The sequence below is a fragment of the Paenibacillus lacisediminis genome, assembly GCF_046567315.2.
The window spans coordinates 382,904-404,520 of record NZ_JBKIAX020000006.1 but is presented as its reverse complement, the minus strand read 5'-3'; the positions used below and the strand labels follow the sequence as shown (position 1 = coordinate 404,520).

The following is a 21,617-nucleotide window of genomic DNA, read 5'->3' as shown; positions in this document are numbered from 1 at the left end:
AGTTTCTCGGGTTACCAGAGGAAATCGGTGGATACCAGTTTCTTCACATCAAAATTATTTTTGATGACGCCAATGGAATGATAGAAATAAACCACATCCTTCATCGTGTTGTACAACCAGCCGCCTTCGTCCATCCCTTCATGGTTGTCGTCCAGCGTATACAGGTGGACGGTCGGGAACATTTCCTTGACTTCCGCGGCGCTGACCTGCAGATCATCGGCCGTCACTTCCGCTGCGTCGTCCAGATTGCTGTTGACGTATTGCGTGGCGTCTTCCACGGCTTTCAGCGTGTTTTGCAGCCATTCCGGTTTTTCTTCGGCGTTTTTGGCCGAGACGACGATCACGTCCAGGATCGTGTTCTCCAAGTCGGCGGTGGAGATGATCACATTGCCGCCCCGGGAGGTTACGCCTTGAGACAGGTATGGCTCAAACGTCGTGGCGGCGTCGACGCTGCCGGCGACGAAGGCGGCCCCGCCTTTGCCCGGCCCCATGTCGACGAGCTTGACGTCATCCACGGTCAGTCCGGCCGTGGCTAACGCTTTTGCCAGCATGTAGTGGGTGACTTCGCCGTATTGGGCCGTGACCGACTTCCCCTTCAGATCAGAGACCGTTTTGATGCTTTTATCGGCCACGATGCCGTCCGCTCCCTTTGATGCGTTGTGCAGGTACACGATTTTCGGCAGATCGGCAATGTCGGTGCCCTCTTCAATGAGGGCGTTTATCGAAATGAGATAGGATTGCAGCGTCGTAAAAGCTATATCGACGTCCCCGGTCATCACGCTCATGAGCGGGGAAGTGGCGCCGAAAGCGCCAATTTGCACATCCACGCCGTGGGCCAGGTCAAACTCCTTGTCATCGAGGGCGTAGACCCCGATACCTCCGATAAACGGCGCATACGCCGTTTTGACGGTCACGGGCGCGGAGGAGCCCGCCGCGCCGTTCGAGCCTGCCGCCGACCCGGCGGCGTTGGCAGGGCTATTGCCTCCGCCGCCGGTCGTCCCGCTGGCGGAATTGCCGTTTCCGCATGCGATCACACCGAACATCATGGCCGTTAATAGCAGCAGCGTTGCCCCCGTTTTCATCAAGCCGCGTTTCTTTTGTCTCGTCATGATTTCTCGCCTCCAATTATTTTTTTATTTGATTACATCCGGTGAAGTAGCCATTAGCCGCTAGCCCACCAGATTGCGAATCCATTTATTGCTCCGGATGCGAAGCCGGACAAGCACGTATTTGCAAACATCGTCAATGATGACGAAGAGATAAACGACTTCGATGCCGAGATTCAGTGTATAGCCGGCAAGAAACGTCAGCGGAAGCGAGACGCACCATAGGGCGGCATTGTCGATGATGAAGCACATCTTCGTATCTCCGCCGGCGCGCAGCGTCCCCATGATGTGTACGAAGTTCATTCCCTTAATCGGCATGATGACGGCGAGGTAAACGACGATCAGTATGACGTTGTCCCGCACCGTATCCGAGATGCCTTGATAAAGCTGGAGCATCAGCGGCGTTCCCAAAACCATAACCGCTCCGGTCAAAACGCCGAACAGGGCGGTATAAGCTTCCATGCGCTTGACGTAATAGGGCGCTTTCTCCGGTCGGCCTTCGCCGATCGTCTGTCCGAGCATGATCGCGGCCGCCTGTCCGGTGCCGATGAAGAAAGCGATGAGCAGCTGCTCCAGCACCTTGGCGATCCCCACGGCCGCGCCGACGGTGTAGCTCATATGGTAAAAGACGACGCTGTACAGAGCGTAGCCGATGCTCCAAACCGTTTCATTGATGATGACGGGAAAAGAGGTTTTGAAAAAAACAGCCAGGAAATCCCGCTTGGCCGCGAACAAATCGCCGGCCGCCGGTGCGAAGTCGCGGAATTTGCCGTACAGCACCGCCGTCATAATGAGCATTTCGACGCATCTCGCGGCGACGATTGCGTAAGCGGCCCCTTGGATACCCAGCGCCGGCATGCCGAACTTCCCGAAAATCAGTCCATAGCTCAGAGCGATGTCGATCAGGATGGTCAGCACGGTAATGCGCAGCGGGAAGCCGGGACGGCCGATATTCCGGAAGATCATCGTGCAGGCGAGCGATAGTCCTGTCGGCAAATAGCTGAGACAGACCACTTGCAGATAGCGTCCCGCCGCCGCGACCACTTCGCTTTCGTTGGAGAACACCCGCAGCGCCTGCTCCGACCAGAACAGCCCGATCGCTGTAAACAATCCGCTGACGCCCAGGATGAGGATGAAGGCGAGCGCCGAGGCGATTTTTAGCTGCCGCCGGTCTCCTTTGCCGTAAAATTGCGACAGGAAAATGGTGGCCCCGCTGACGATGCCGACGATAACCAGATTCAGAATGAAAAAGACTTGGCCGGCCAGGCTGGTGGCCGACACCTGCAGGTCGCCAAGCTGGCCCACCATCACCGAGCTGAGCGTGTTCGTAATGCTCGTAACCATGCTTTGCAGGCCGATCGGCAGTGACAGAAGCAGGAAGCTTTTTAGAAACGGAGCATCCTCACGAAAGGTCGATAGGAGGTCAGGTCGCCGCATGCAGGTCATTCCTGAAATCGCCGGAGTGCAGCAGGCCGTGAATCCTTTTGCGAATGTGGATGAACTCCGGCGTGTCCTTCAGCTCGAGATCGCGCCGGGCCGGCAGGTCGATCGGGATATCGGCGATAATCCGCCCCGGACGGGCGCTCATGACGTATACGCGCTGGGAGAGAAACACCGCTTCCTCGATATCGTGCGTGATGAAAATAACGGTGTGCTTTTCTTGTTCCCACAGCTCGCGCAGCTGCAGCTGCATATTGCCTTTCGTATCCGGATCCAGGGCCCCAAACGGCTCGTCCATCAGCAGCACCTCGGGGCTGTTCGCCAGCGCCCGGGCGATGGCTACGCGCTGCTTCATCCCGCCGGACAGCTCTTTCGGCAGCCGGCCCCGGAAATCCGTCAATCCGACGAGGCTCAAATATTTCTCCGTGATCCGGTCGGCTTCGTCCTTCGGCATTTTTTTCAGCTTGAGACCAAAGCGGATGTTTTGCTCGACCGACAGCCAGGGAAACAGTGTATAGGCCTGGAACACCATGCCGCGGTCGGCGCCCGGCCCCGTCATGACGCGGTCCCCCAGCATCACATCGCCGGAGGTGGCCTCGTCGAGCCCGGCAAAGATGCGGAGCAGGGTTGATTTTCCGCAGCCGGACGGGCCGACGACGCAAATGAACTCATTGTCCTCAATGTCTATGTTGATGTCTTTCAGCGCATACGTTTCCGATCTTTTGGAACGATAGATTTTGTTAAGGTTTTTACAGGAGATTTTTGGGCTGGACGCTTGTTGCAACATGATTATTTCCCCCTTCCATGGCATCGCAGTATGAGTTTAGAGGTCTTCGGCCCAGTGAAACAGCAGCTTGTTGATGTAAGCGAAAATGCGGTCGAACAGCAGTCCCAACAGACCGATGACGAAGATGCCGCCGAAAATGATGTAGGTTTTCATGAAGCGTTCGGCAATCATGATGCTGTAGCCCAGGCCGGAGCTGGAGGCGAGCATTTCCGCCATAATCAAATAGGTCCAGGCCCAGCCCATTACCATCCGCATCGTGTCCATCACGCTTGGCATCATCGCGGGAATGATCACGCTGCGAATAACCTGTCCTTGTGTGGCACCGAGCGTATAGGCGGTATTGATGAGGTCGATTTGGATGTTTTTTACGATGTCGGCGATCATGGCTGTCATGGAAAAAACGGCTCCGACGACGATAATCGTGATTTTGGCGGTTTCGCCAACGCCGGTCCAGACCATGATGAGCGGGATCAAGGCGGAAACCGGGAGGTAGCGGAAAAACTCGATCAACGGCTTCATCACCGCGTTCACGACCTTGTAGGCCCCCGAAAGCAGGCCCAGCGGAACGCCGATCAGAACGGAGATCAGGAAGCCCATCAACACCCGGTAGCAGCTGACGCCGATGTCTCCCCAGAGGCTTCCGTCTTGAAGGACGGAGAACAAGTAAGCGAAGGTCGCCTCTGGCGTCGGCAGAAAAATCGGATTGATGCCGGAAAAATGGCTCCCGGCATACCACAGCGCAATCAGCAGCAGAAACGTTACCGCCATGATCGTATTGAACAGGCGCGGAGGGATGTCCCGGCGAATTCGAAACAGGGTGCGCGGCTGGCTTCGGTGGTTCATTGTTAATTCCCCCTTTGTGGTTTGAATGCTCTACTCTCCCATTTCGTAAATTTTCAAGCCCAGCTGCAGTTGAAGCCGCGCTTCCGGATCGTCGAACGAGATGCCCAGCAAGGACTTGATTTTATCGAGGCGGTACACAACGGTATTGTAGTGCGTGTACATATTTTGAGCGGTAAGCTTGATGTTGCCGCCCATTTGAAAATAGACCTTCAGCGTTTGAATCAGGCTGGAGTGATGCGCTTCATCGTATACAACCAGCGGCTTTACGTAACGGCCCAAATATTTGTCCACATTGGCGTGTTTGGGCAAAAGGCTGAGGACGGCGTAGATGCCGAGCCGTTCCCACGTAATCAGCCTGGCGTTCTCTTTGCTGATGCATGAGGCGGTGTATAAGTTTTCCGCGTCGATATAGCTGTCGTTCACCGCGAGCGGCCCGCTTGCTTCGCCGACGCATAGGGAGAAGTCGTCCGTTCCGCATACGTCCGCGATGTGGCGGAATAACGGTTCGGTATCCTCCGGCGTGAGTACGGCCCCGCTATTGGCCGTTTGCGGCAGGAGCCCGATGATTTTGCCGCCGATGCTCGTAAACAGGCTGTCGTTTGGCGCGGAGCGGGTAAGCTCGGCGATCAAGCCACTATCCAAAGCGGGCGGCGAGCCGGCATGAAATTTGACGATCGCTGCCCGGTAGGTTTTGGAGGAGAGACCGTCGTACCCGTAGAGCCGGCCTTTAATATCGAGTTGCTCCGCGCTGGGAACGACTCCGGTCAGCCAGTCCTTGATAAAATCGTCGAAGTATTTGGCTTTTACCAGGTTGTACGTGTTTTCGCCGCTCAGCCTGATGTTGATCAGCGGCAAAATCCGCGATACGGTGGACAGGTCCAGCTCGGTGCATTCGCCGTTTTTCTCGGCCAACAGCACAAGAATCGGGTCCTTCTCCGCCTCCCAAAGATTGAATACATGCAGGCGGACGTCGCTGCCCTTGGGCGGCTTGCCCGGGACCGTGATGACACTGCGGCTTTGGGGGGAGTTGGAATTCAGGTTCATCAAACGCTCGCGGAACGGGGAGAAGTAGGCGGCATGCCGCGGCGAGGCGATCATCCGGCCTTCGGCACCTAAAATGCAGAGCGGATTGCCGACCATCGCTTCAACCGCCTCCACGATCCGCGGCATTTCGCGGCCGTGCAGCATCAGTTCCGCCACTTGCTCCAGCCGCTGCTGCAGCAACAGGACGTTTTTCGTTTCTAGCGAAATTACCTTCTCCATCACCTCGCGTACGACGTTGGAGAAGATCGTCGACTCCGGCAGCTCGAAGAGCGGCAGTTCATACGCCTCGGCGCAGTCGATAATCTGCCTGGGGATGTCCGTAATGAACCGCTTGGGCTTGATGCCGAGCGCGGCCACGCCGCGTTCGACCAGCTGCGGGATGATCTCCAGGAAGGCGTCCATATTATGGTGGTGCGAGTAGCCGGTCGTCACCAAAAATTCGTTAGCCTGGGCCCAATTCTGGATATCGGGAACTTCCATAATGTTGACCCGGCTGATGGCGTTGTCCAGCCGGCATTCGCCCGCCAGCAGCTTTAGGTTGGGGAGTGAGTTCATATGAAACAGGTCTGCGCAGCGGAATTCGCGGGCCAAAGGCTCCGTTAAACGACGGGTCATGTTCATGATTGTTCGCTCCCTTCTCTCCTGCTTTCTTTTATCCCGTGGCGGGCTCGCCGTTTTGTCTCCTGCTCCGTTCTGCGGCCGCCCAGCCGCCGTAGCGGGTGATGTCTTCTCCGCCCGGCTCGGCGTAAGGCTCGCACAGGAAGCCGGTGACCTCGCTTCCGTTTTGCAGCTCGATCTTGCCCAGCCCGAGCGGCGCGGGCACCTTGCGGATGAACTCGCCAAGCCGGTGCAGCGGAATCCGCCAGACCTCCAGCTCGATCGAGCTGCCTGGCGCGGAGCGGATCAGGCCCGGCTTCGGAGGGTTCGATTGCAGCCGGATCAGGCGGTAGCATGGGGCTGTCCGGTCCGGCCGCAGGAAGGAGGCGCCGCATTCCAGCAGCTGTTTTTCCAGCGGGAACCCCCGCATATGCAAGCCGCAGACGGCCAGTTCGATCGAATCGGTCTGCATAAACTCGGCGGCGGCACCCTTCAGGATGTGGTCCTGGCCGCGCAAGGCAAACATTGTGATGCCGAAAGGCAGCCGCTCGCCGGCGTAATCGGACGGCAGCGCAATGGCCGTCAGATCGAGCAGGTTGCAGTGGTTGGTGTAGTAGCCCATGTCGCTGTTGGCGGCAACCGGCGAAGCGGCGACCTGCTCCCGCGTATACGTTCCGCCGCAGGTCGGCATGACGAGAATGGCGTCCCGCATCAGCGCGCCGGTCTGCTCTTTATAGCCGCGAAGCTGGTGTTGCGCCGTAAACACGGAGGCGGCGTCGTACCCTCGTTCGCTCGAGGAGCGGAGGACTTGCTCCGTCACCGGGAAAATGTCGCCGGGATGCGATTCGACGAATTCTCCTAAATCGGACCAGCGCTCCGCGATCCACGGGCCGTCATACAGGATGCCGGACACCTTGCGGAAAATGCCGCAATCGATGTATTCGATGGGGATTCCGCATTGCTCCAGCCGTTTTACCGCTTTGTCCCAAGCGGAGCGGTAAGCGTCTTTGTGATCGCCGTAAAAGAACAGCGGCTCCTTCGGCAGCAGCAGCTTCCGCGGCTTGCCCGAAGCGATGGGCGGGTTGAAGCGGAATCCGCCGCCGTTGTGGGCATCCTGCTCCCGTATTCCCCGGGCAACGGAATCGACAAGATAAGCGTCCTCCAGCGCGGACGTGAACACCGTTACGCAATCGAGACTGGCGCAGGCCGGAACGACGCCTTTGACCGGCCAGTCGCCGATCGCGGCTTTGTAGCCGATCAGATCGTTCAGCGCGGCGGGAACACGCCCCGACCCGGCCGTGTCGGTGCCAAGCGCGAAGACGGCCTGCCCGCGGGCGACGGCCACCGCCGACCCGGCGCTGGAGCCGCCGCTGATCAGTTCGGGCAGCAGCGCATTGTGCGTTTCGCCGTAAGGGCTGCGGGTGCCGACAAGCCCGGTCGCAAACTGGTCGAGATTGGTTTTGCCGAGCGGGATGGCCCCGGCTTCGACGAGCCTTTGCACTACCTCCGCGCTTTGCCCGGGTGTATAAGCATAGGCCGGGCAAGCCGCCGTTGTCGGGACGCCCGCCAGATCGATATTGTCCTTAATGGCGAAGGGGACGCCCCAAAGCGGATATTGCTCCGGATTTTTGTCCTTCAGGCCGTCCAAATAAGGCTGAATAAACGACAGGGACGGAGGAACGATCCAGATGTTTAAGGACTTGTCGCATTCGGCCTTTTCAATAATCGCTTCGATCAGCGCCTGTGGCGTCGTCTTCCTGCTCCTGTACATGGCCTTCAACGTAGCGATAGTCAGCTTCTCCAAGATGTGAACCCCTCTCTCTCAAAATTTGCATCCATAATGGAAAATCAAAAAAATAATATTCGTGTAATATTTTATAACTCTAAATGTTAACAAATTGCTGTAAAACTCTTTGATTTGCGGATTGATGTAATGTAACTTGACGTTGTGTTATGGCTTTTATTATTGTCGCTGTTGTCGAAGACTGTCAAGATACCACGAATCGGACTCGATATTTTCATGGTTCGTCCACAGAAATGGTGCCTTCCTCCCTCTGGAATTTGTGTACGCTCCACAAATAATTGCCGGGAGAACTATGAACAGATTCAATAATGGCGCGGAAAAACCCGCTGTTTGCGGGGGGGTTGAAGATGTGCTCGTTTCAGTTGGCGGGAGATTTTCTTCAGAATTATTTACATTTATTTGATTTGACAAGGAAATGATTCTGTTGTTATGTTATCTAACATAAAATAAAATAGTTTAACGGTTTACTAGGGTTCCGTCTGGAAACAGAGTCTGGTCCGAGAGTAAACGGTCCCGTGCATGGGGGATTACACGGAAGGATAAAAACCTGGGAGATATCGTAAGGGCGCGCGCCAAGCTGCGTTTAAAGATGTCTTCCTTTTGTTTTACCTTCCGAAAGTTCGGCGCGAACCGCCAGGAAAAAAGGAGTGGATAGCCATGAACGTGATTTGGAGCGAAACGATGCACCCGGGAGGCAAATGGTCCGGGGTGATCGGCAGGGGCAAGCTGATTCGTTTGACGGCCCTGGAAGAAGGGGCGAATGTTGCAATGCTGATGTACCACGCCCGCGATTTGACGGAACGTTACAATATGCCGGATACGCTCAAAGCCCAACACACCGCGCATTTAACGAGGGGGAACGTGCTTATGAGCGACAACGGCCGGGTGCTGGCAAGCATCGTTCAGGATGATTTGGGTTGGCATGACCCGTTAGGGGGCCACACGACGCGAGAAGCCACCGACGCGAAATACGGCCTAAGCCGGTATCAGGAGAAGCGCAATGAATGGCTGCGCAGCGGCCAGGAAAATTTGGCGGTGGAGCTTACCCGCAGCGGGCTTGGCAACCGGGATTTGTCGCCGGTTGTCAACTGGTTTTCCAAAGTGTTCTGCGACGAGGAAGGCAATATGAGTTTTGTCCAAAGTCACTGTGCTGCGGGACAGGCAGTCACACTGCGTACGGAAATGGATGTCCTCGTTATCTTTTCGAATACACCCCATCCGTTGGATCCGCGAGAGCCGTACCCGTCGGTGCCGGTCAAGATCGAAGTGCTGCCCGGATTGCCGGTTGATTCGCTGGACCCGTGTGTTAACCACCGTCCGGAGAACCGCCGGGCTTTTGATAACACGTGGAATTATTATGCGCTGCAATGCTAAATGACGTAAAGAAAAAAAGGAGGTTAAACTTATGAAGGCATTTTATCGGGTGGAAAGTTCCCGGGTGGCAGCAACGGCGGTTTGTGACGAGGTCATACCGGCGGGCCAAGGCTGGATGCATGAGCTTGGGCCGGGGCAGGTGCTGCGTATCGTGGATCTGGAGGGGAATCAGGCGGCGGATACACTGTTTTACGATGCCGACAATCCTGAGGATCATTATAGCGCCGTGCGGACGATTCATGCGCAGAATAATATTTACCTGACAACGGGCTCCGCGCTGCTTGCCGAATCGGGCAAGGAACTGGCCCGGATCGTCGCCGATACGTGCGGCCGTCACGATACGCTGGGCGGGGCATGCTCGTCCCAGAGCAATACGGTCCGCTACGCCCATGAGAAAGGCTATATGCACAACTGCCGCGATACGTTTATGCTGGAGCTGTCGAAGTATCCGGAAGGCCACTTATACGGGAAACGTGATTTGTCGCCGAATATCAACTTTTTTATGAACGTGCCGGTTACGCCGGAAGGCGGGTTGACCTTCGAAGACGGCGTATCGGGGCCGGGCTGCTATGTGGAAGTTCAGTCGAGCTGCCGCTCCATGGTACTGATCAGCAATTGCCCGCAGCTCAACAATCCGTGCAACGCCTACAATCCGACGCCAATCCGCGTGTTGATCTGGAACGAGTAGAAGCCGGATATTCAATAGAATCTGAGAATTTTACGCAAGTAGTCTTCCAATTGCCTGCCTCTATCAACTATGGGGGCGGGTATTTTTGTCTAAACGGGGCGGAGGAACATATCAATTGTAAAATGAATGTAAAATATTGGATTAAAACCAGGTTATAAGATTCGATGGAAAATAGAGTAATTTTTTTAATTGACAAATTATTCCTCCTATGTATACGATGAAACTAGTTTGCAAGCGTTTCTTACTAACGCCCAAAAACTACTAATTTGTCAGCAGGAGGCGATGTATAAAAGGTGAAGATCGGATGGCTGAACGATGCGGAAAATATGGGGAACGAGTCGGCCAAGGGACTGGGGGAATTCAGGCTGCCGAGCTGCCTGGCGGCTTTAATTCTCTTTTTCTATCGTTTCCAACCTAAAATGCTAGAAAGAGGAGCGTGAATTATGAACTGTTAAAGGCTGTCGCTTGCGGCTTTTCCGAGGGAGCTGAAGCGTCAGCCAACGATGAGATTTTATAGTTATATTCATACAATTTTTGTTAGAAAAGTTCGAATTTGCGGAAATTGTCGAAACAACGAAGGGAGTAAAAGAAATGAAGAAAAAGCTTTTCGCCAAAATGAAGACCCTCTTCATGGCTAGTATGATTACAGCATTAACCGTTCCGGCAGCTTTGCCGGCTTCGGCTGCGGACTCCGGACATGTGGACAACCCATTTGTCGGGGCCACGGCGTACATTAATCCGGATTACGCGGACTTTGTCGACACGTCGATTGTGCAGGTAACCGACGATGAATTGGCGGCGAAGATGGAGACCGTCAAATCGTATCCGACGGCCGTCTGGCTCGACCGCATTTCGGCAATCGAGGGCGGTGACGGACGTCTCAGCCTGGAAGAGCATCTGGACAACGCCCTGGCGCAAAAACAGGGTGATACGCCGATCACGGCCAGTTTCGTCATCTATGATATGCCGGGACGCGACTGTCACGCTCTGGCTTCCAACGGCGAACTGCCGCTCACGCAAGATGCGTTGGAAAGATATAAAAAGGAATATATCGATGTAATCGCGGATATTTTCTCCAATCCGAAGTATGAAGATATCCGTATCGTCACTGTGATCGAACCTGACTCGCTGCCTAACCTGGTGACGAACTTGAGCACCCCGGCTTGTGCAGCGGCAAATTCCAGCAATATTTACCGCGACGGGATCCGTTATACGCTGGACCAATTGCATGACATCCCGAACGTCTACAAATATCTGGACATCGGGCACTCCGGCTGGCTCGGATGGGATTCCAACCTCCAGCCTGCAGTCAATCTGTATACTTCCGTAGTTCAGGGAACCAAAGGCGGTTTCTCCAGCGTTGACGGTTTCGTCACCAATACGGCCAACACCACGCCTTTGGAAGAACCGAACTTGCCGAACGCGGATTTGCAGATTAACGGACAGCCGATTCGCGCGGCGAAATACTATGAATGGAATCCGTACTTCGATGAGGCCGACTTTACGGCGGCGCTGTACTCCGGCTTTGTAGCCAAGGGCTGGCCGTCCGACATCGGTTTCCTGATCGATACCTCGCGTAACGGATGGGGCGGACCTGACCGTCCGACCGGCGCATCCGGCTCGGATATCAATACTTATGTAAATTCCGGACGTATCGATAAACGTCTGCATCGCGGTAACTGGTGTAATGCGGCGGGCGCAGGGATGGGCATGCCGCCGGAAGCCGCTCCGCAAGCTTATCCGCATGTCGATGCGCTGGTATGGGTGAAGCCGCCCGGAGATTCGGACGGTTCGAGTACCCAAATCCCGAATGATGAAGGCAAAGGCTTTGACCGGATGTGCGATCCGACTTACACGACAGCCGACGGTACGTTGACCGGGGCACTGCCGAACGCTCCGCTGTCGGGTCACTGGTTCCATGATCAGTTTGTAGAGCTTATACAAAACGCTTATCCGGCTATTCCGCTGTCTGACAACGGCGGCAATCAAGATACGCCTCCTGTAGCTCCGGATAGCCTGACGGCCGCAGTAACGCTGAACTGGTCGAAGGCGGAAGGCGCGAAAAGTTATAACGTAAAACGCGCGACAAGCGCGGAAGGTCCGTTTACCGTTATCGCCTCCGAAGTGAAGGGCTTAACCTACACGGACGCAAGCGTGAAGAGTGACACTACTTACTACTATGTTGTCAGCGCCGTTAACAAAGCCGGCGAGAGTGTGGATTCCGCCGTACAGGTCGTCGTAACGACGGGCTACGGCAAATCCGTTCCTACGGTACCGGCCGCTCCTGCGAAGGTGACCGCAAAAGCGGGGGACGTGCAAGTGAAGTTGAACTGGAATGCCGTGGGCGGAGCCGATAGTTACACCGTGAAGCGCGCGGACAATGCGGGAGGCCCGTTTGAGGCGATTGCCGAGACCGTAACGGGGACCGTATATACGGATAGCAATGTGATCAACGGCACTACTTATTACTACGTCATCAGCGCCGTAAACGGCGCCGGAGTAAGTCCTGAATCTACCGTGGTCAGCGCGACTCCTGCCGCAGAACCAGCCCCGGGTGCGCCTGAGGGTCTGAAAGCAACGGCCGGCAGTGCTGAGGTGAAGCTGAGCTGGAACGCGGTGAGAGGCGCAGAGAGCTATAATGTGAAGCGCGCGGATAGCGCTGAGGGACCATTTGATGTAATCGCGGATTCCGTAACGGGAACCTCTTTTACGGACAATGATGTGAAAAATGGCAACACGTACTACTATGTCGTGAGCGCCAACAATAAATCGGGAGAGAGCGCGGACTCCAATGCGGTCAGCGCAGCTCCCCGGGAATTGCCTAAAGGCGATTTGGCCGCGCAATACCGTAACGGCGATTCCAGCGCTACCGACAACCAAATCCGGCCTCAGTTCAACATCAAAAACAATGGTTCGACCGCCGTCAAACTGAGCGATGTGAAGCTCCGCTACTATTTCACTAAAGAGGGCAGCGATGCCATGCAAGCCTGGGTGGACTGGGCGCAAGTCGGTTCCTCTAACGTAGTGGTAACCTTCACGGACAGTTACATGGAAGTTGGTTTCACCAGCGGTGCGGGCTCGATTGCTCCGGGAGGACAATCCGGGGATATCCAGATCCGTGCAGCTAAATCAAGCTGGACCAACTTTGACGAAACCGATGATTACTCCTACAATGCAACCCAAACATCGTTCGCAAACTGGGAAAAAGTGACGCTTTTCCAAAACGGAGAACTGGTGTGGGGGATCGAACCGGGGGTATGATGGCAAGCTTAAGCGCTAAACAGCCGGTGTGTGCCTGAAAACTTTTAAAAACGCTCCGTGATGAAGGCGCTGGTGCTTTGCGCAGCTTTGTACCTGCGGTGAAAAATTTGAATTTTGCTTAGGAATAAATGACCCGGGCCCAAAAACGGCTCGGGTCTTTCCGTCGTTTTGTAATTAACTTCTACCGTGGCAGGAATACACCCGAAAATGGCGAACTGGAAGAAATGAGAATTCATTCCTGATGGTGAAAAAACGGAGGAGGAGAAGCGTATGTCCGTCGGTATTTTAGCGCATTTGTTGGGAAAGCTGCCTTTTAAGGAATTGGCCGCAAAGGTGGCTGAATACCATTTTCCTTATGTGCAGTTGGCGTTGTCCAAAGCAATTGCGGATGTTGACTTTTCGCTGGGTAAAATCAGCCCTGGCTTGGCTAACGAAGTGGGGGACGCGTTTGCGGACAACCGTGTACGGATCGCTGTGCTCGGCTGCTACGCCAGCCTGATCGAGCTGGATGACGAGAGCTTCCGGCATAATGTAGACCGGTTTAAGGAGCATTTGCGGAATGCGCGGCATTTTGGGGCGCCGATCGTCGCAACCGAGGTGGGGGTGCCCGCGGACCGGAGCAATTTGACTAAGCATTGGGAACGGCTTAACCAGGCGCTGGAGGAACTGGTGGAAGAAGCGGAACGTTGGGGCGTCACGATCGGTTTGGAGGCCGCGCAAGGCCATTTGATCGATTCCCCCGAAACGATGGCCGAAACCATCGAGCGGTTCCCCTCCTCATGCGTGGGCGTACTGCTTGATCCGTGCAATATGTTAAACGCCTCCAATTTTGACCGGCACGAAGAAATTATCCGCAAGGCCTTTGATCTGTTCGGCTCGCGCATCGTCAGCGCCCATGCCAAGGATGTGAAGCGAGAGGCGGACGGCGGCGGCGGGTTAACGGTCACGGCCGCCGGGCTAGGAGAGCTTGACTATCCGCTCTTCTGGCAGCTGCTGGAGCAGCACAAGCCGCACGGGTTTGTCACGCTGGAGCAGGTGACGGAGGAACAAAGCGCCGCCGCCGCGCGGTTTGTGCGGGAGGGCCGGGCGAAGGCTAGAGTGTGATATAGGGGGACAGTCGGACTCCCCGTTTCAGACTCCCTATTTCGGACTCTCTATTTCGTGCTCCCTATCTCGGGCTCCCTATTATAGAAGGCCTCATTGGCCGGCCAACTGCAAAAGTGCATCTCATTTCGGCGATTTTTCCTTTCTGAGGAGATTGACCTGCAAAAGTGCAGTTGGTTGGGATGCTTTTGGGAAAATATGGTTGTATGGCTAAAACTGAACTGCTCTTTTGCATTTGAGCCGCCTATTACAGAGGGTTTCGACAAAAATCGCCTGCACTTTTGCATTTCGTGGAATGTTACTGACCTCCCGTGATCGGAGAAAGTTGGCCGGAAAGAGATGACCGGAAAGAGATGACCGGAAAGAGATGACCGGAAAGAGTTGACCAGAAAGAGATGAACAGTAGGAGGTGCCGCGCTGGTGAACGCTCCTCTCGGAATGGTATAATTTGAAAAAGGCTTTCGCGTAGGAGGAGTTCGTGTTGAGAGAAGATCTTTTGGTGCAGTTGGAGACGTGGCATGAGGAAGATGAGTATGAGAATATCGTAAATGCGATTACGGAGATTCCCGCAGAGGACAGGGATTATGAGTTGGTCAGTCATCTAGGGCGGGCGTTAAACAACCTGGAACGGTATGATGAAGCGGTTGAGCAGTTTATGACTGTTGCGGATGAGGGGCAGGAGGACTCGCTTTGGCATTACCGGGTGGGACTGGCTTACTACTATCTGGAGCGGTATGACGAAGCTTTGAAAGCCTTCGAAGCCGCTGACCGGTTGGACCCCGGGGATGAAGACACGCTGGAATTCCTGGGCTGGATCCGGGAAAAACTTGCGGAGGAGCCCGTCGAGCCGGAAGACGGTGACCGGAGCAAAGCTGAGGCCTCAATTGGGGCGGATGCCGGAGCGGACGGGGACAATGATGGCGGAAGCCGTACTGATGGCGGTGCAAGTGGAGGTACCAATGGCCCTGCCGATGGTCGTGCTAATGGCCATGCTGCGGGCGGCCAAGGTGGGCGCGGTTACGCCGTTTCCGGCGCGAACGGCGATTTGGATTTGGCAAGTTTTTGGGACGATAGTGCCCCGACCGCCGAGAATTACGTATCCGCACCACCCAGCGACGCGCTGATTGCTTCCGTGGAAGAAGAACTGGTGTTCAAGCTGCCCGCCTTTTATGTGCAGATGATGAAATTACATAACGGCGGCGTCCCGCGGAGCCGGTTTTTCCCTATAGGGGAAGCAGGTGATGGAACTAAGGGCCATATCGAGATTACAGGTATTTTAGGCATTGGCAGAGAGAAAAACCATTCCTTGTGTGGGGCAGCGGGCAGCCGATTCCGCATCGACAACGAGGGTTACCCCGAGTTTGGCGTGATCATCGGCGAATGCCCGGAAGAGTCCGGGGCGGTCATGCTGGACTACCGCGAGGCCGGAAACGACGGTGAACCCGAGGTTGTACATGTTGATAAGGCGAACCAGTTCAAAGTGGTCAAACTTGCCCCGAACTTTGAAGCTTTCGTTCGTGGACTTGCTGACGAGCGGACCGCGAACTAGTGAAGATCGATTGACCTTTGGGCGCTTACGGCCACTTATTTTGAACGAACGGAAAGCTAAAGAATTCATGAGAATTCTTTAGCTTTTTTCATTCATTAATGGTATGTGACCGAAATTAAAACGTTTCCTCAATTGAATAAGATTCTGGCCAAAGCTCTCTTCCAGAACAATTATAGGTCTGTTGCTGTACTGTTTTTCGATCCGGTTACCGGGTCCGGTTTATTTGTCCGTCAAATCCATTGCTCAACTTAATACAGCACTTTCCATGATTGTAATCGGTACGACCATGACCCAAATCTCATTTGGTAAAGTCTTTACCGACCTGGATTCCTGGATCGGGGTTGCAATGAGGAATCTTGTTTTTCCCCTTACCCTGTTATTTTTGCTTTATGCATTAGGGATAAGAGGCGAACTGCTGCCCTGCAGCTTAATACCGGCGGCCTGTCCCGTCGCCGGCTTTGCCGTGCTTTTCTCCAAGTTGACAGGCAAGGAGGTTGTATTCCCATGTAAAGTCATGACCCTATCCACCCTTGCCAGTCTGATCACTATGCCGCTCATTCTCGGAGCAATCCAGCTTTTGTAATGGCAATAATAATTTAGGATTGTATTTCCCACCGGCTATTTCCGTGCCCCATAAAGGAAACGAGTGATCTTAGCGCAATTTCTACCATATCGCTCACCGCTTGATCGGTGTAAAAGGCCATGTGTGGCGTTACGATGACATTGGGGAATGCCTTTAAAATGGCCAGTTGGCGATGGTTCAGGACATTCAAACGGTGGTCTTTGTGAAAGATGTCCAGTTCGTCTTCAATGACATCCAAGCCGGCGGCGCCAACTTTGCCCGTTTCAAGGCCATAAATCAGCGCTTCGGTATCGATTAACGGCCCGCGTCCGCAATTCACGATGCAGACGCCATTCTTCATTCGTTTGATACTTTCTCGATTGATCAGATGATAATTACTGTCGAGCAACGGTGCGTGCAGCGTAATCACATCGCTGCTGGCTATTAATTCTTCCAGCGAAACATACTCAATCAAATCTCTCAAATTATCATTTTCATAGACATCGTAACCGATGATCCTACAGCCGAATCCGGAAAGATTTCTGGCAACCGTGGCCCCAATTTGGCCGGTACCGATAATCCCGACGGTTAAGTTTCTGATTTCCCTGCCTTGAATCCCTGCTAAGGTGTAGTCCTGTACGGCGCCTCGCGCCAAAATCGATTTTGCTTTACGTTCGCACATCAGAATTAACATCGTTGTAAAATCAGCGACGCTGTTTGGCGAGTAGGTCACATTGGAAAATCGTATGCCATACTCTTGGGCTGCAGCGATATCTACATAATTGTACCCGGCGCTTCTCAACGCAAGATACTTGACGCCAACCTTGCTTAAAGCTTGCAAAGTTGCCCGGTCGGCCTTATTGCTCCCTTGTATCGTAACGGCCGTCGCACCTTGCGCCTGACTAGCCGTCTCCGCGTTTAATTCTTCGGCTACGTATTTAATGTCCAACTGAAGCTCCTTCGCAAATTTTTTGAAGTATGCCATTTCATCATCTCGCGCGTGGTAAACTACGATTTGATTCACGATTGTAAACCCCTTTCAGTGGTATGGAGTCGGAACATAGAGGATATTTTGCCGGGCGGAATAATGTGATAATATTCACAATCAACTGCCCGGACATTACACAGCGCATAAGTATTTAAAGAAGCACCTTACAAGAAGAAAGGCAACAATAAACTGATGACAATCACCATCAGGGCTCCGCCGATCCGGTTGGCGATGGTGGCAAACGGCATCATCCCCATACGCTCCGAAGTTGACAGTACCCCGATGGCACCGGAGCCTCCCAGGTTCCCCAAATTAAGGCCAACGGCAATCATCGCATCAATAGGATGGAATTTCATGAGCTTGCCGACAAGCAATGAACCTATCACAGCACCGATGACCCCGAAAATGATAATGACAAAATTGGAAATCGTGAAATAGGAGACGACCTGGCTCAAATCAAGCGATGAAATGCCGATCCCCGTAATCAGAAACGGTAAAAAGTTCCGGACCATAAACCCTTGCCAGTAATCGCTGGATTGACATAAGGTATCATCCAAAAAGCCGGTCGCTTTCACGATAATAACCAAAATGACGGCCCAGGCAATAAAGTTAAGCTGCGGAACGAGGCTCTGCAAAATGTTGCCGGCAATCATAAAAGCAACCGAAACAAACAAACCAATACCTAACTTTGTAATATCTTTTTTCAAATCACCGGAGACCTTAGCTTTCTCTTCGGCAGGTTGGTTCGTACTCTTACGCGTATTCTTTAGTAATTCACCGTTTCCTGTCAGGGAAGGATAGCGTTTGCCGAGCCTATGCAGAAAGCCGGCGAAAATGACGCAAACCAGGTTCGAAATGTTCATGTATACCAGGAACTCCCCGGAATAAGTTCCTGCCGGCTTATGAAAGATCGGGCTGTAAATGGCCGGAACGACGGCGATCGCCCCGGAAGATCCCCCGGTGTAATTCGGTAAGCCGACCATAAACAATCCCTGTAGCAACGAAGTTCCTGTCAGGAACGATCCCAAAATTAAGAAGATGAACACAAAGACCAAAGCACCGAGAATGCACGGCAAAAGCCGTAATGAAATGGTAACCAGTGTCTTCCGGTCCATACTCAAGATCGAGCCGATGATGATGGCCGCCAAGAATAAATTAACAAAACCCGATCCGATCAAATTGGAAACGTTCGTCTGTACGTAGTCCGGAATCAGGCCATAATAGACAAGGGCCGATCCGGCAAATAAAGGCAGGAGGATGGCGCCCCCCATCCAACTGCCGAAAATGGGAATGACGCCTCCAATATACGAGAAAAGACCGCCCGCCATTAAGAGAAATGCAATCGAACCGATAATATCTTTATTCAAATTTCCGGTATAGGCCGCAACCAAAATGATGATCGAAAACGGAATATAGTATTTTAACGGAAGCCCCGTAATTTTAATGCCTTTAACCCGGGTGAGAAAACCCGGCTTCGGCGGATTGGCAGAAAGTCCGATTTGCTTGTTCATAGTACTCTCCCTCTGGTGATTTAGTGTAAGGCCAAATGTTTAGCCGGGTGGGTGATAACCCCCGTCAACGCGGAGGCTGCGGCCACGGCGGGAGACGACAGATAAATCAGCGACTTCTTGGTTCCCATTCTGCCGATGAAATTCCGGTTGTTGGTGCCAAGCACCACCTCGTCGTCACTCATTAATCCGTAGGGCTGCCCGCAGCATAATCCGCAGCAAGGATGAGAAACGCTGGCGCCGGCATCGATAAACGTTTGGATATAACCGCGTTCCATCGCTTCTTTATAGACGTTGATGGTTGCCGGGATCACGATCATCTTTAGGAAAGGGGCTATTTTTTGGCCTGCAAGGATTTTTGCCGCCACTTCCATATCCTCAATGCTGCCGTTGGTGCAAGACCCGATATACACCTGGTTCAGTTTCGTTCCTTCGACTTCGGAAATCGGATGCACATTGTCGACCCCTTGCGGGCAGGACAGTTGGGGTTCAAGCTTGCTGACATCGTAATGAAGGACGTGTTCATATTCGGCGTCGTCATCGATTTTCAACCAGGAAATTTGCTTATAATCCATGTCATAATACGCGGCCGTCTTTTCATCCGCCTCGAACAACCCGACCTTGGCGCCGGCTTCCAAAGCCATATTGGCAATGGTGAAGCGTGACTGCATACTCATGCCGCGTACCGCATGGCCGGTGAATTCCAACGATTTATATTGGCCTCCATCCGACTTGATGTCGCCCAGTATTTTCAAAATGATGTCTTTGGCCCCCACGCCTTCGGGAAAGTCGCCGTCGAGCACGATCTTGATGGCGGAAGGGACTTTGAGCCAAACTTCGCCCGTGGCCATGACCGCGGCCATTTCCGTATGTCCGATACCGGTGCAGAAACAGCCCGCCCCGCCATAGGTTGTTGTATGGCTATCCGTTGCCACGACAACTTCACCGGGTCTCGCGTATTTCAGTTCATGCATCAGCGAATGGCAAATTCCCTCGCCTTTATGGACGTTTTTAATTTGGAATTTCTCCGCCAATTCAAGTCCGTCCACAAAGTGAACCGGGTCGGTGTGGGCCTGGTTGGTCGGCATCAGGTGGTCGAAGATGATCACTCCGCGATCGGGGTAAACCGCCTTGGTCACATGCATATCCTTTAAAGCGCGTTTGAGAAACGAAGTATAAATATCGTGAATCATATACCGGTCAGGGCGAGCGATGATCATGTCACCGGGGCTAAGGTTTCTTTCGCCCGTATTTTTCATCAGAAGTTTTTCCGCCAAAGTATGTCCCATGGTTTTGTTATCTCCCTTCCGCTTCAGCTTGTTCCATGCGTTTAATGGTATTGGGGATTAACCCGCCATCTTGAATAATCCCAAATAAGTTATCGGGCACTTTGGGAATGCTGAATTCCTTGCCGCCCACGGTGACCGCCTGATTCACCTCGACCGTCAGGATATCGCCTTCTTGGCAATGTTCGGGGATTTCCTCGCTTTCAATCAGCAACATCCCGTTGTTGATGGCATTTCTAAAGAAAATACGGGCAAAAGATTTAGCGATGATGCAATAAACACCGTGCACATTAATCGCTTCGGCGGCCATTTCCCGCGATGAACCGCAGCCGAAGTTCTTCCCGGCTACAAGAATGTCTCCGGGCTGCACCTGGGAAGCAAATTCCGGGCGAAGGGTTTCCAGGCAATGCGAGCCCATTTCCTTCTTGTCGAGAATGACGCCGTGCCGCCCGGCGATGATGGTATCCGTGTCCACGTCGTCCGGCAGTTTCCATACCTTGCCGCTAAATTTCTTTTCCATAAAGCTATCTCCTCATCCCTTAGAATTTAATGTAATACAGCCCTTTAGCGCGGAGCCCGCAACGGCTTCCGCAGAAGCCAGATACACTTCAGAATCCTTTGAGCCGTTGCAGCCCTGAAAATTCCAACAACTGGCCGACAGCATGGTCTCACCTTCGCCAATTACGCCTTTTGAAGTAGTAACGCAGCTGCCGCAACCCGTGCTCAAGATTTGCGCGCCGCTGTCGATAAAAATTTGAATTAATCCTTCGGCAATCGCCTGCTTATAAACTTCATTGGTTTGCGGCCCGATCGACAATCGCATATTCACGGGAATTCGCTTGCCTTTCAGAACCGCTGCGGCTGTTCTTAAATCCTCAATGCTGCCACCCGTACAGCCGCCGATGAAACAAGCCGACAAGGGTGTGCCCTCCAATTCGGACAGCGGTTTGGAAGTCCGAATCGATCCAGGCAGGGCTGCCATAGGCTCCACATTTCTCAGATCATAGCTTTCTTGGCCGGGTCCTTGGTAATCCGGGTGGGCAAAAGCTGTGACTGCCCCGCTTCTGGCTGCCAATTGGCATAGGTCAGCGGTTTCTTTCAGGGATAAGGAATGCAGCCCCTCGCCATAGAATTCGATAGCTTTACCACGATACTTAAGCTCGTCCGATGCTATAAATGAGATCATAAAGTCTTTCATCGCGGCCCCAGGCTTCAGTTGACCGGTAAGCTCGATATGGATGGTTTCCGGAACCGTTAGCTTCATCCGTCCGGTTGCACACACATTTAATAATTCGGCCGGATCTGCATGAATTCCGAGGGCCTTCTGTACGCCGAAAATACTGTTGTGCCAGCCTGGCGTAACCACGATATCACCTGGTTTTACGTATTGATCCAGCAGGAGGTGATAGCCGATGCCCTGGGACTGGACAAATTTCAGCCCGTGCTTGCGCGCAAATTGAATGAGCTTCTTCTGGATCTCGGCTGATGTGAAATTCCCAGCGGGAGTATCGTAATAGAGCATGACGATCACCCGCTCAGGCGCGGCGAGCTTTGTTATATTTTCCAATTGATTTACAATATCCAAGGATAAACTGTCATTCAGAACGATGTAGTTCGGTTCAATCACCGTGGCGGCTCCGGGCTTTTCGTTCAAAATGGATTCGATCAACGTCATA

General features: G+C 53.5%; 18 protein-coding genes, 1 pseudogene and 1 riboswitch. Of the genes and pseudogenes, 8 read left to right on the top strand and 11 right to left on the bottom strand.

Annotation, left to right across the window (positions count from 1 at the left end; genetic code table 11):
* Window positions 1-11 precede the first annotated feature (11 nt).
* From ACLD72_RS14815 to atzF, 6 genes are read right to left on the bottom strand one after another with little or no spacing between them, the layout of a single operon-like run.
* Window positions 12-1,109, bottom strand: coding sequence for an ABC transporter substrate-binding protein (locus tag ACLD72_RS14815; protein WP_410995333.1), 1,098 nt, complete (start codon window positions 1,107-1,109; stop codon window positions 12-14).
* 60 nt (window positions 1,110-1,169) lie between these two features.
* Window positions 1,170-2,543 (bottom strand): MATE family efflux transporter, encoded by a 1,374-nt coding sequence (locus ACLD72_RS14810; RefSeq protein ID WP_410995334.1) that lies wholly within the window; start codon window positions 2,541-2,543, stop codon window positions 1,170-1,172.
* Entirely contained in the window at window positions 2,530-3,333 is an 804-nt protein-coding gene (locus ACLD72_RS14805; protein ID WP_410995335.1) for an ABC transporter ATP-binding protein, read from the bottom strand. Before ACLD72_RS14805 ends, ACLD72_RS14810 begins: the two co-directional genes overlap by 14 nt.
* A gap of 36 nt (window positions 3,334-3,369) precedes the next feature.
* Window positions 3,370-4,176: an ABC transporter permease gene (locus ACLD72_RS14800; RefSeq protein ID WP_316560366.1), complete on the bottom strand. Its 807-nt coding sequence runs from the start codon at window positions 4,174-4,176 to the stop codon at window positions 3,370-3,372.
* Window positions 4,177-4,206: 30 nt separating this feature from the next.
* The gene (locus ACLD72_RS14795) at window positions 4,207-5,841 is read right to left on the bottom strand and encodes a PucR family transcriptional regulator (RefSeq protein ID WP_410995337.1); all 1,635 of its coding nucleotides are present in this window, start codon (window positions 5,839-5,841) and stop codon (window positions 4,207-4,209) included.
* A 31-nt stretch (window positions 5,842-5,872) separates the two neighbouring features.
* Window positions 5,873-7,621 carry an allophanate hydrolase gene (atzF, locus tag ACLD72_RS14790; protein ID WP_410995338.1) on the bottom strand — a complete coding sequence of 583 codons (1,749 nt, stop codon included), beginning with the start codon at window positions 7,619-7,621 and terminating at the stop codon, window positions 5,873-5,875.
* A gap of 456 nt (window positions 7,622-8,077) precedes the next feature.
* A riboswitch (guanidine-I (ykkC/yxkD leader) is annotated at window positions 8,078-8,177 on the top strand.
* Between the two features lie 101 nt (window positions 8,178-8,278).
* Between atzF and ACLD72_RS14785 the strand changes: the two genes are divergently transcribed.
* The 8 genes and pseudogenes from ACLD72_RS14785 (at window position 8,279) to ACLD72_RS14750 (ending at window position 16,180) form a co-directional block, all read left to right on the top strand.
* Window positions 8,279-8,995: an urea amidolyase associated protein UAAP1 gene (locus tag ACLD72_RS14785; protein WP_410995339.1), complete on the top strand. Its 717-nt coding sequence runs from the start codon at window positions 8,279-8,281 to the stop codon at window positions 8,993-8,995.
* A gap of 31 nt (window positions 8,996-9,026) precedes the next feature.
* The gene (locus tag ACLD72_RS14780; RefSeq protein WP_410995340.1) at window positions 9,027-9,683 is read left to right on the top strand and encodes an urea amidolyase associated protein UAAP2; all 657 of its coding nucleotides are present in this window, start codon (window positions 9,027-9,029) and stop codon (window positions 9,681-9,683) included.
* A 293-nt stretch (window positions 9,684-9,976) separates the two neighbouring features.
* Window positions 9,977-10,123, top strand: coding sequence for a hypothetical protein (locus ACLD72_RS14775; protein ID WP_410995341.1), 147 nt, complete (start codon window positions 9,977-9,979; stop codon window positions 10,121-10,123).
* Window positions 10,124-10,274: 151 nt separating this feature from the next.
* Window positions 10,275-12,005 (top strand): annotated as a pseudogene (locus ACLD72_RS14770) (glycoside hydrolase family 6 protein); the annotation flags it as partial.
* Entirely contained in the window at window positions 11,997-12,944 is a 948-nt protein-coding gene (locus ACLD72_RS14765; RefSeq protein ID WP_458475840.1) for a fibronectin type III domain-containing protein, read from the top strand. The pseudogene ACLD72_RS14770 and the gene ACLD72_RS14765, both read left to right, overlap by 9 nt.
* 270 nt (window positions 12,945-13,214) lie before the next feature.
* Entirely contained in the window at window positions 13,215-14,048 is an 834-nt protein-coding gene (locus tag ACLD72_RS14760; RefSeq protein ID WP_410995343.1) for a sugar phosphate isomerase/epimerase family protein, read from the top strand.
* A gap of 481 nt (window positions 14,049-14,529) precedes the next feature.
* On the top strand, window positions 14,530-15,597 hold the full coding sequence (locus ACLD72_RS14755; RefSeq protein ID WP_410995344.1) for an SMI1/KNR4 family protein: 1,068 nt from the start codon (window positions 14,530-14,532) through the stop codon (window positions 15,595-15,597).
* 181 nt (window positions 15,598-15,778) lie between these two features.
* The gene (locus ACLD72_RS14750; protein WP_410995346.1) at window positions 15,779-16,180 is read left to right on the top strand and encodes an AEC family transporter; all 402 of its coding nucleotides are present in this window, start codon (window positions 15,779-15,781) and stop codon (window positions 16,178-16,180) included.
* Between the two features lie 13 nt (window positions 16,181-16,193).
* Here ACLD72_RS14750 and ACLD72_RS14745 read toward each other — a convergent pair whose 3' ends face one another.
* The 5 genes from ACLD72_RS14745 to ACLD72_RS14725 all read right to left on the bottom strand — a co-directional run bounded on the left by ACLD72_RS14745 (window position 16,194) and on the right by ACLD72_RS14725 (window position 21,616).
* The gene (locus ACLD72_RS14745; protein WP_410995348.1) at window positions 16,194-17,183 is read right to left on the bottom strand and encodes a D-isomer specific 2-hydroxyacid dehydrogenase family protein; all 990 of its coding nucleotides are present in this window, start codon (window positions 17,181-17,183) and stop codon (window positions 16,194-16,196) included.
* A gap of 128 nt (window positions 17,184-17,311) precedes the next feature.
* Window positions 17,312-18,658 (bottom strand): 2-hydroxycarboxylate transporter family protein, encoded by a 1,347-nt coding sequence (locus ACLD72_RS14740; protein ID WP_410995350.1) that lies wholly within the window; start codon window positions 18,656-18,658, stop codon window positions 17,312-17,314.
* A gap of 20 nt (window positions 18,659-18,678) precedes the next feature.
* Window positions 18,679-19,944 carry an aconitase/3-isopropylmalate dehydratase large subunit family protein gene (locus ACLD72_RS14735; RefSeq protein ID WP_410995351.1) on the bottom strand — a complete coding sequence of 422 codons (1,266 nt, stop codon included), beginning with the start codon at window positions 19,942-19,944 and terminating at the stop codon, window positions 18,679-18,681.
* A gap of 7 nt (window positions 19,945-19,951) precedes the next feature.
* Entirely contained in the window at window positions 19,952-20,461 is a 510-nt protein-coding gene (locus tag ACLD72_RS14730) for a LeuD/DmdB family oxidoreductase small subunit (protein ID WP_410995352.1), read from the bottom strand.
* 12 nt (window positions 20,462-20,473) lie between these two features.
* Window positions 20,474-21,616: an aconitase family protein gene (locus tag ACLD72_RS14725; RefSeq protein WP_410995353.1), complete on the bottom strand. Its 1,143-nt coding sequence runs from the start codon at window positions 21,614-21,616 to the stop codon at window positions 20,474-20,476.
* Window position 21,617 lies beyond the last annotated feature (1 nt).

Excerpts from the sequence above, each read along its gene's own strand:
- ACLD72_RS14760 (WP_410995343.1), top strand. The coding sequence starts at position 13,215 with ATGTCCGTCGGTATTTTAGCGCATTTGTTGGGAAAGCTGCCTTTTAAG.
- ACLD72_RS14735 (WP_410995351.1), bottom strand. The coding sequence starts at position 19,944 with ATGGGACATACTTTGGCGGAAAAACTTCTGATGAAAAATACGGGCGAA.
- ACLD72_RS14780 (WP_410995340.1), top strand. The coding sequence starts at position 9,027 with ATGAAGGCATTTTATCGGGTGGAAAGTTCCCGGGTGGCAGCAACGGCG.
- ACLD72_RS14800 (WP_316560366.1), bottom strand. The coding sequence starts at position 4,176 with ATGAACCACCGAAGCCAGCCGCGCACCCTGTTTCGAATTCGCCGGGAC.
- ACLD72_RS14730 (WP_410995352.1), bottom strand. The coding sequence starts at position 20,461 with ATGGAAAAGAAATTTAGCGGCAAGGTATGGAAACTGCCGGACGACGTG.
- ACLD72_RS14795 (WP_410995337.1), bottom strand. The coding sequence starts at position 5,841 with ATGAACATGACCCGTCGTTTAACGGAGCCTTTGGCCCGCGAATTCCGC.
- ACLD72_RS14740 (WP_410995350.1), bottom strand. The coding sequence starts at position 18,658 with ATGAACAAGCAAATCGGACTTTCTGCCAATCCGCCGAAGCCGGGTTTT.
- ACLD72_RS14810 (WP_410995334.1), bottom strand. The coding sequence starts at position 2,543 with ATGCGGCGACCTGACCTCCTATCGACCTTTCGTGAGGATGCTCCGTTT.
- ACLD72_RS14725 (WP_410995353.1), bottom strand. The coding sequence starts at position 21,616 with ATGACGTTGATCGAATCCATTTTGAACGAAAAGCCCGGAGCCGCCACG.
- ACLD72_RS14815 (WP_410995333.1), bottom strand. The coding sequence starts at position 1,109 with ATGACGAGACAAAAGAAACGCGGCTTGATGAAAACGGGGGCAACGCTG.
- ACLD72_RS14785 (WP_410995339.1), top strand. The coding sequence starts at position 8,279 with ATGAACGTGATTTGGAGCGAAACGATGCACCCGGGAGGCAAATGGTCC.
- ACLD72_RS14805 (WP_410995335.1), bottom strand. The coding sequence starts at position 3,333 with ATGTTGCAACAAGCGTCCAGCCCAAAAATCTCCTGTAAAAACCTTAAC.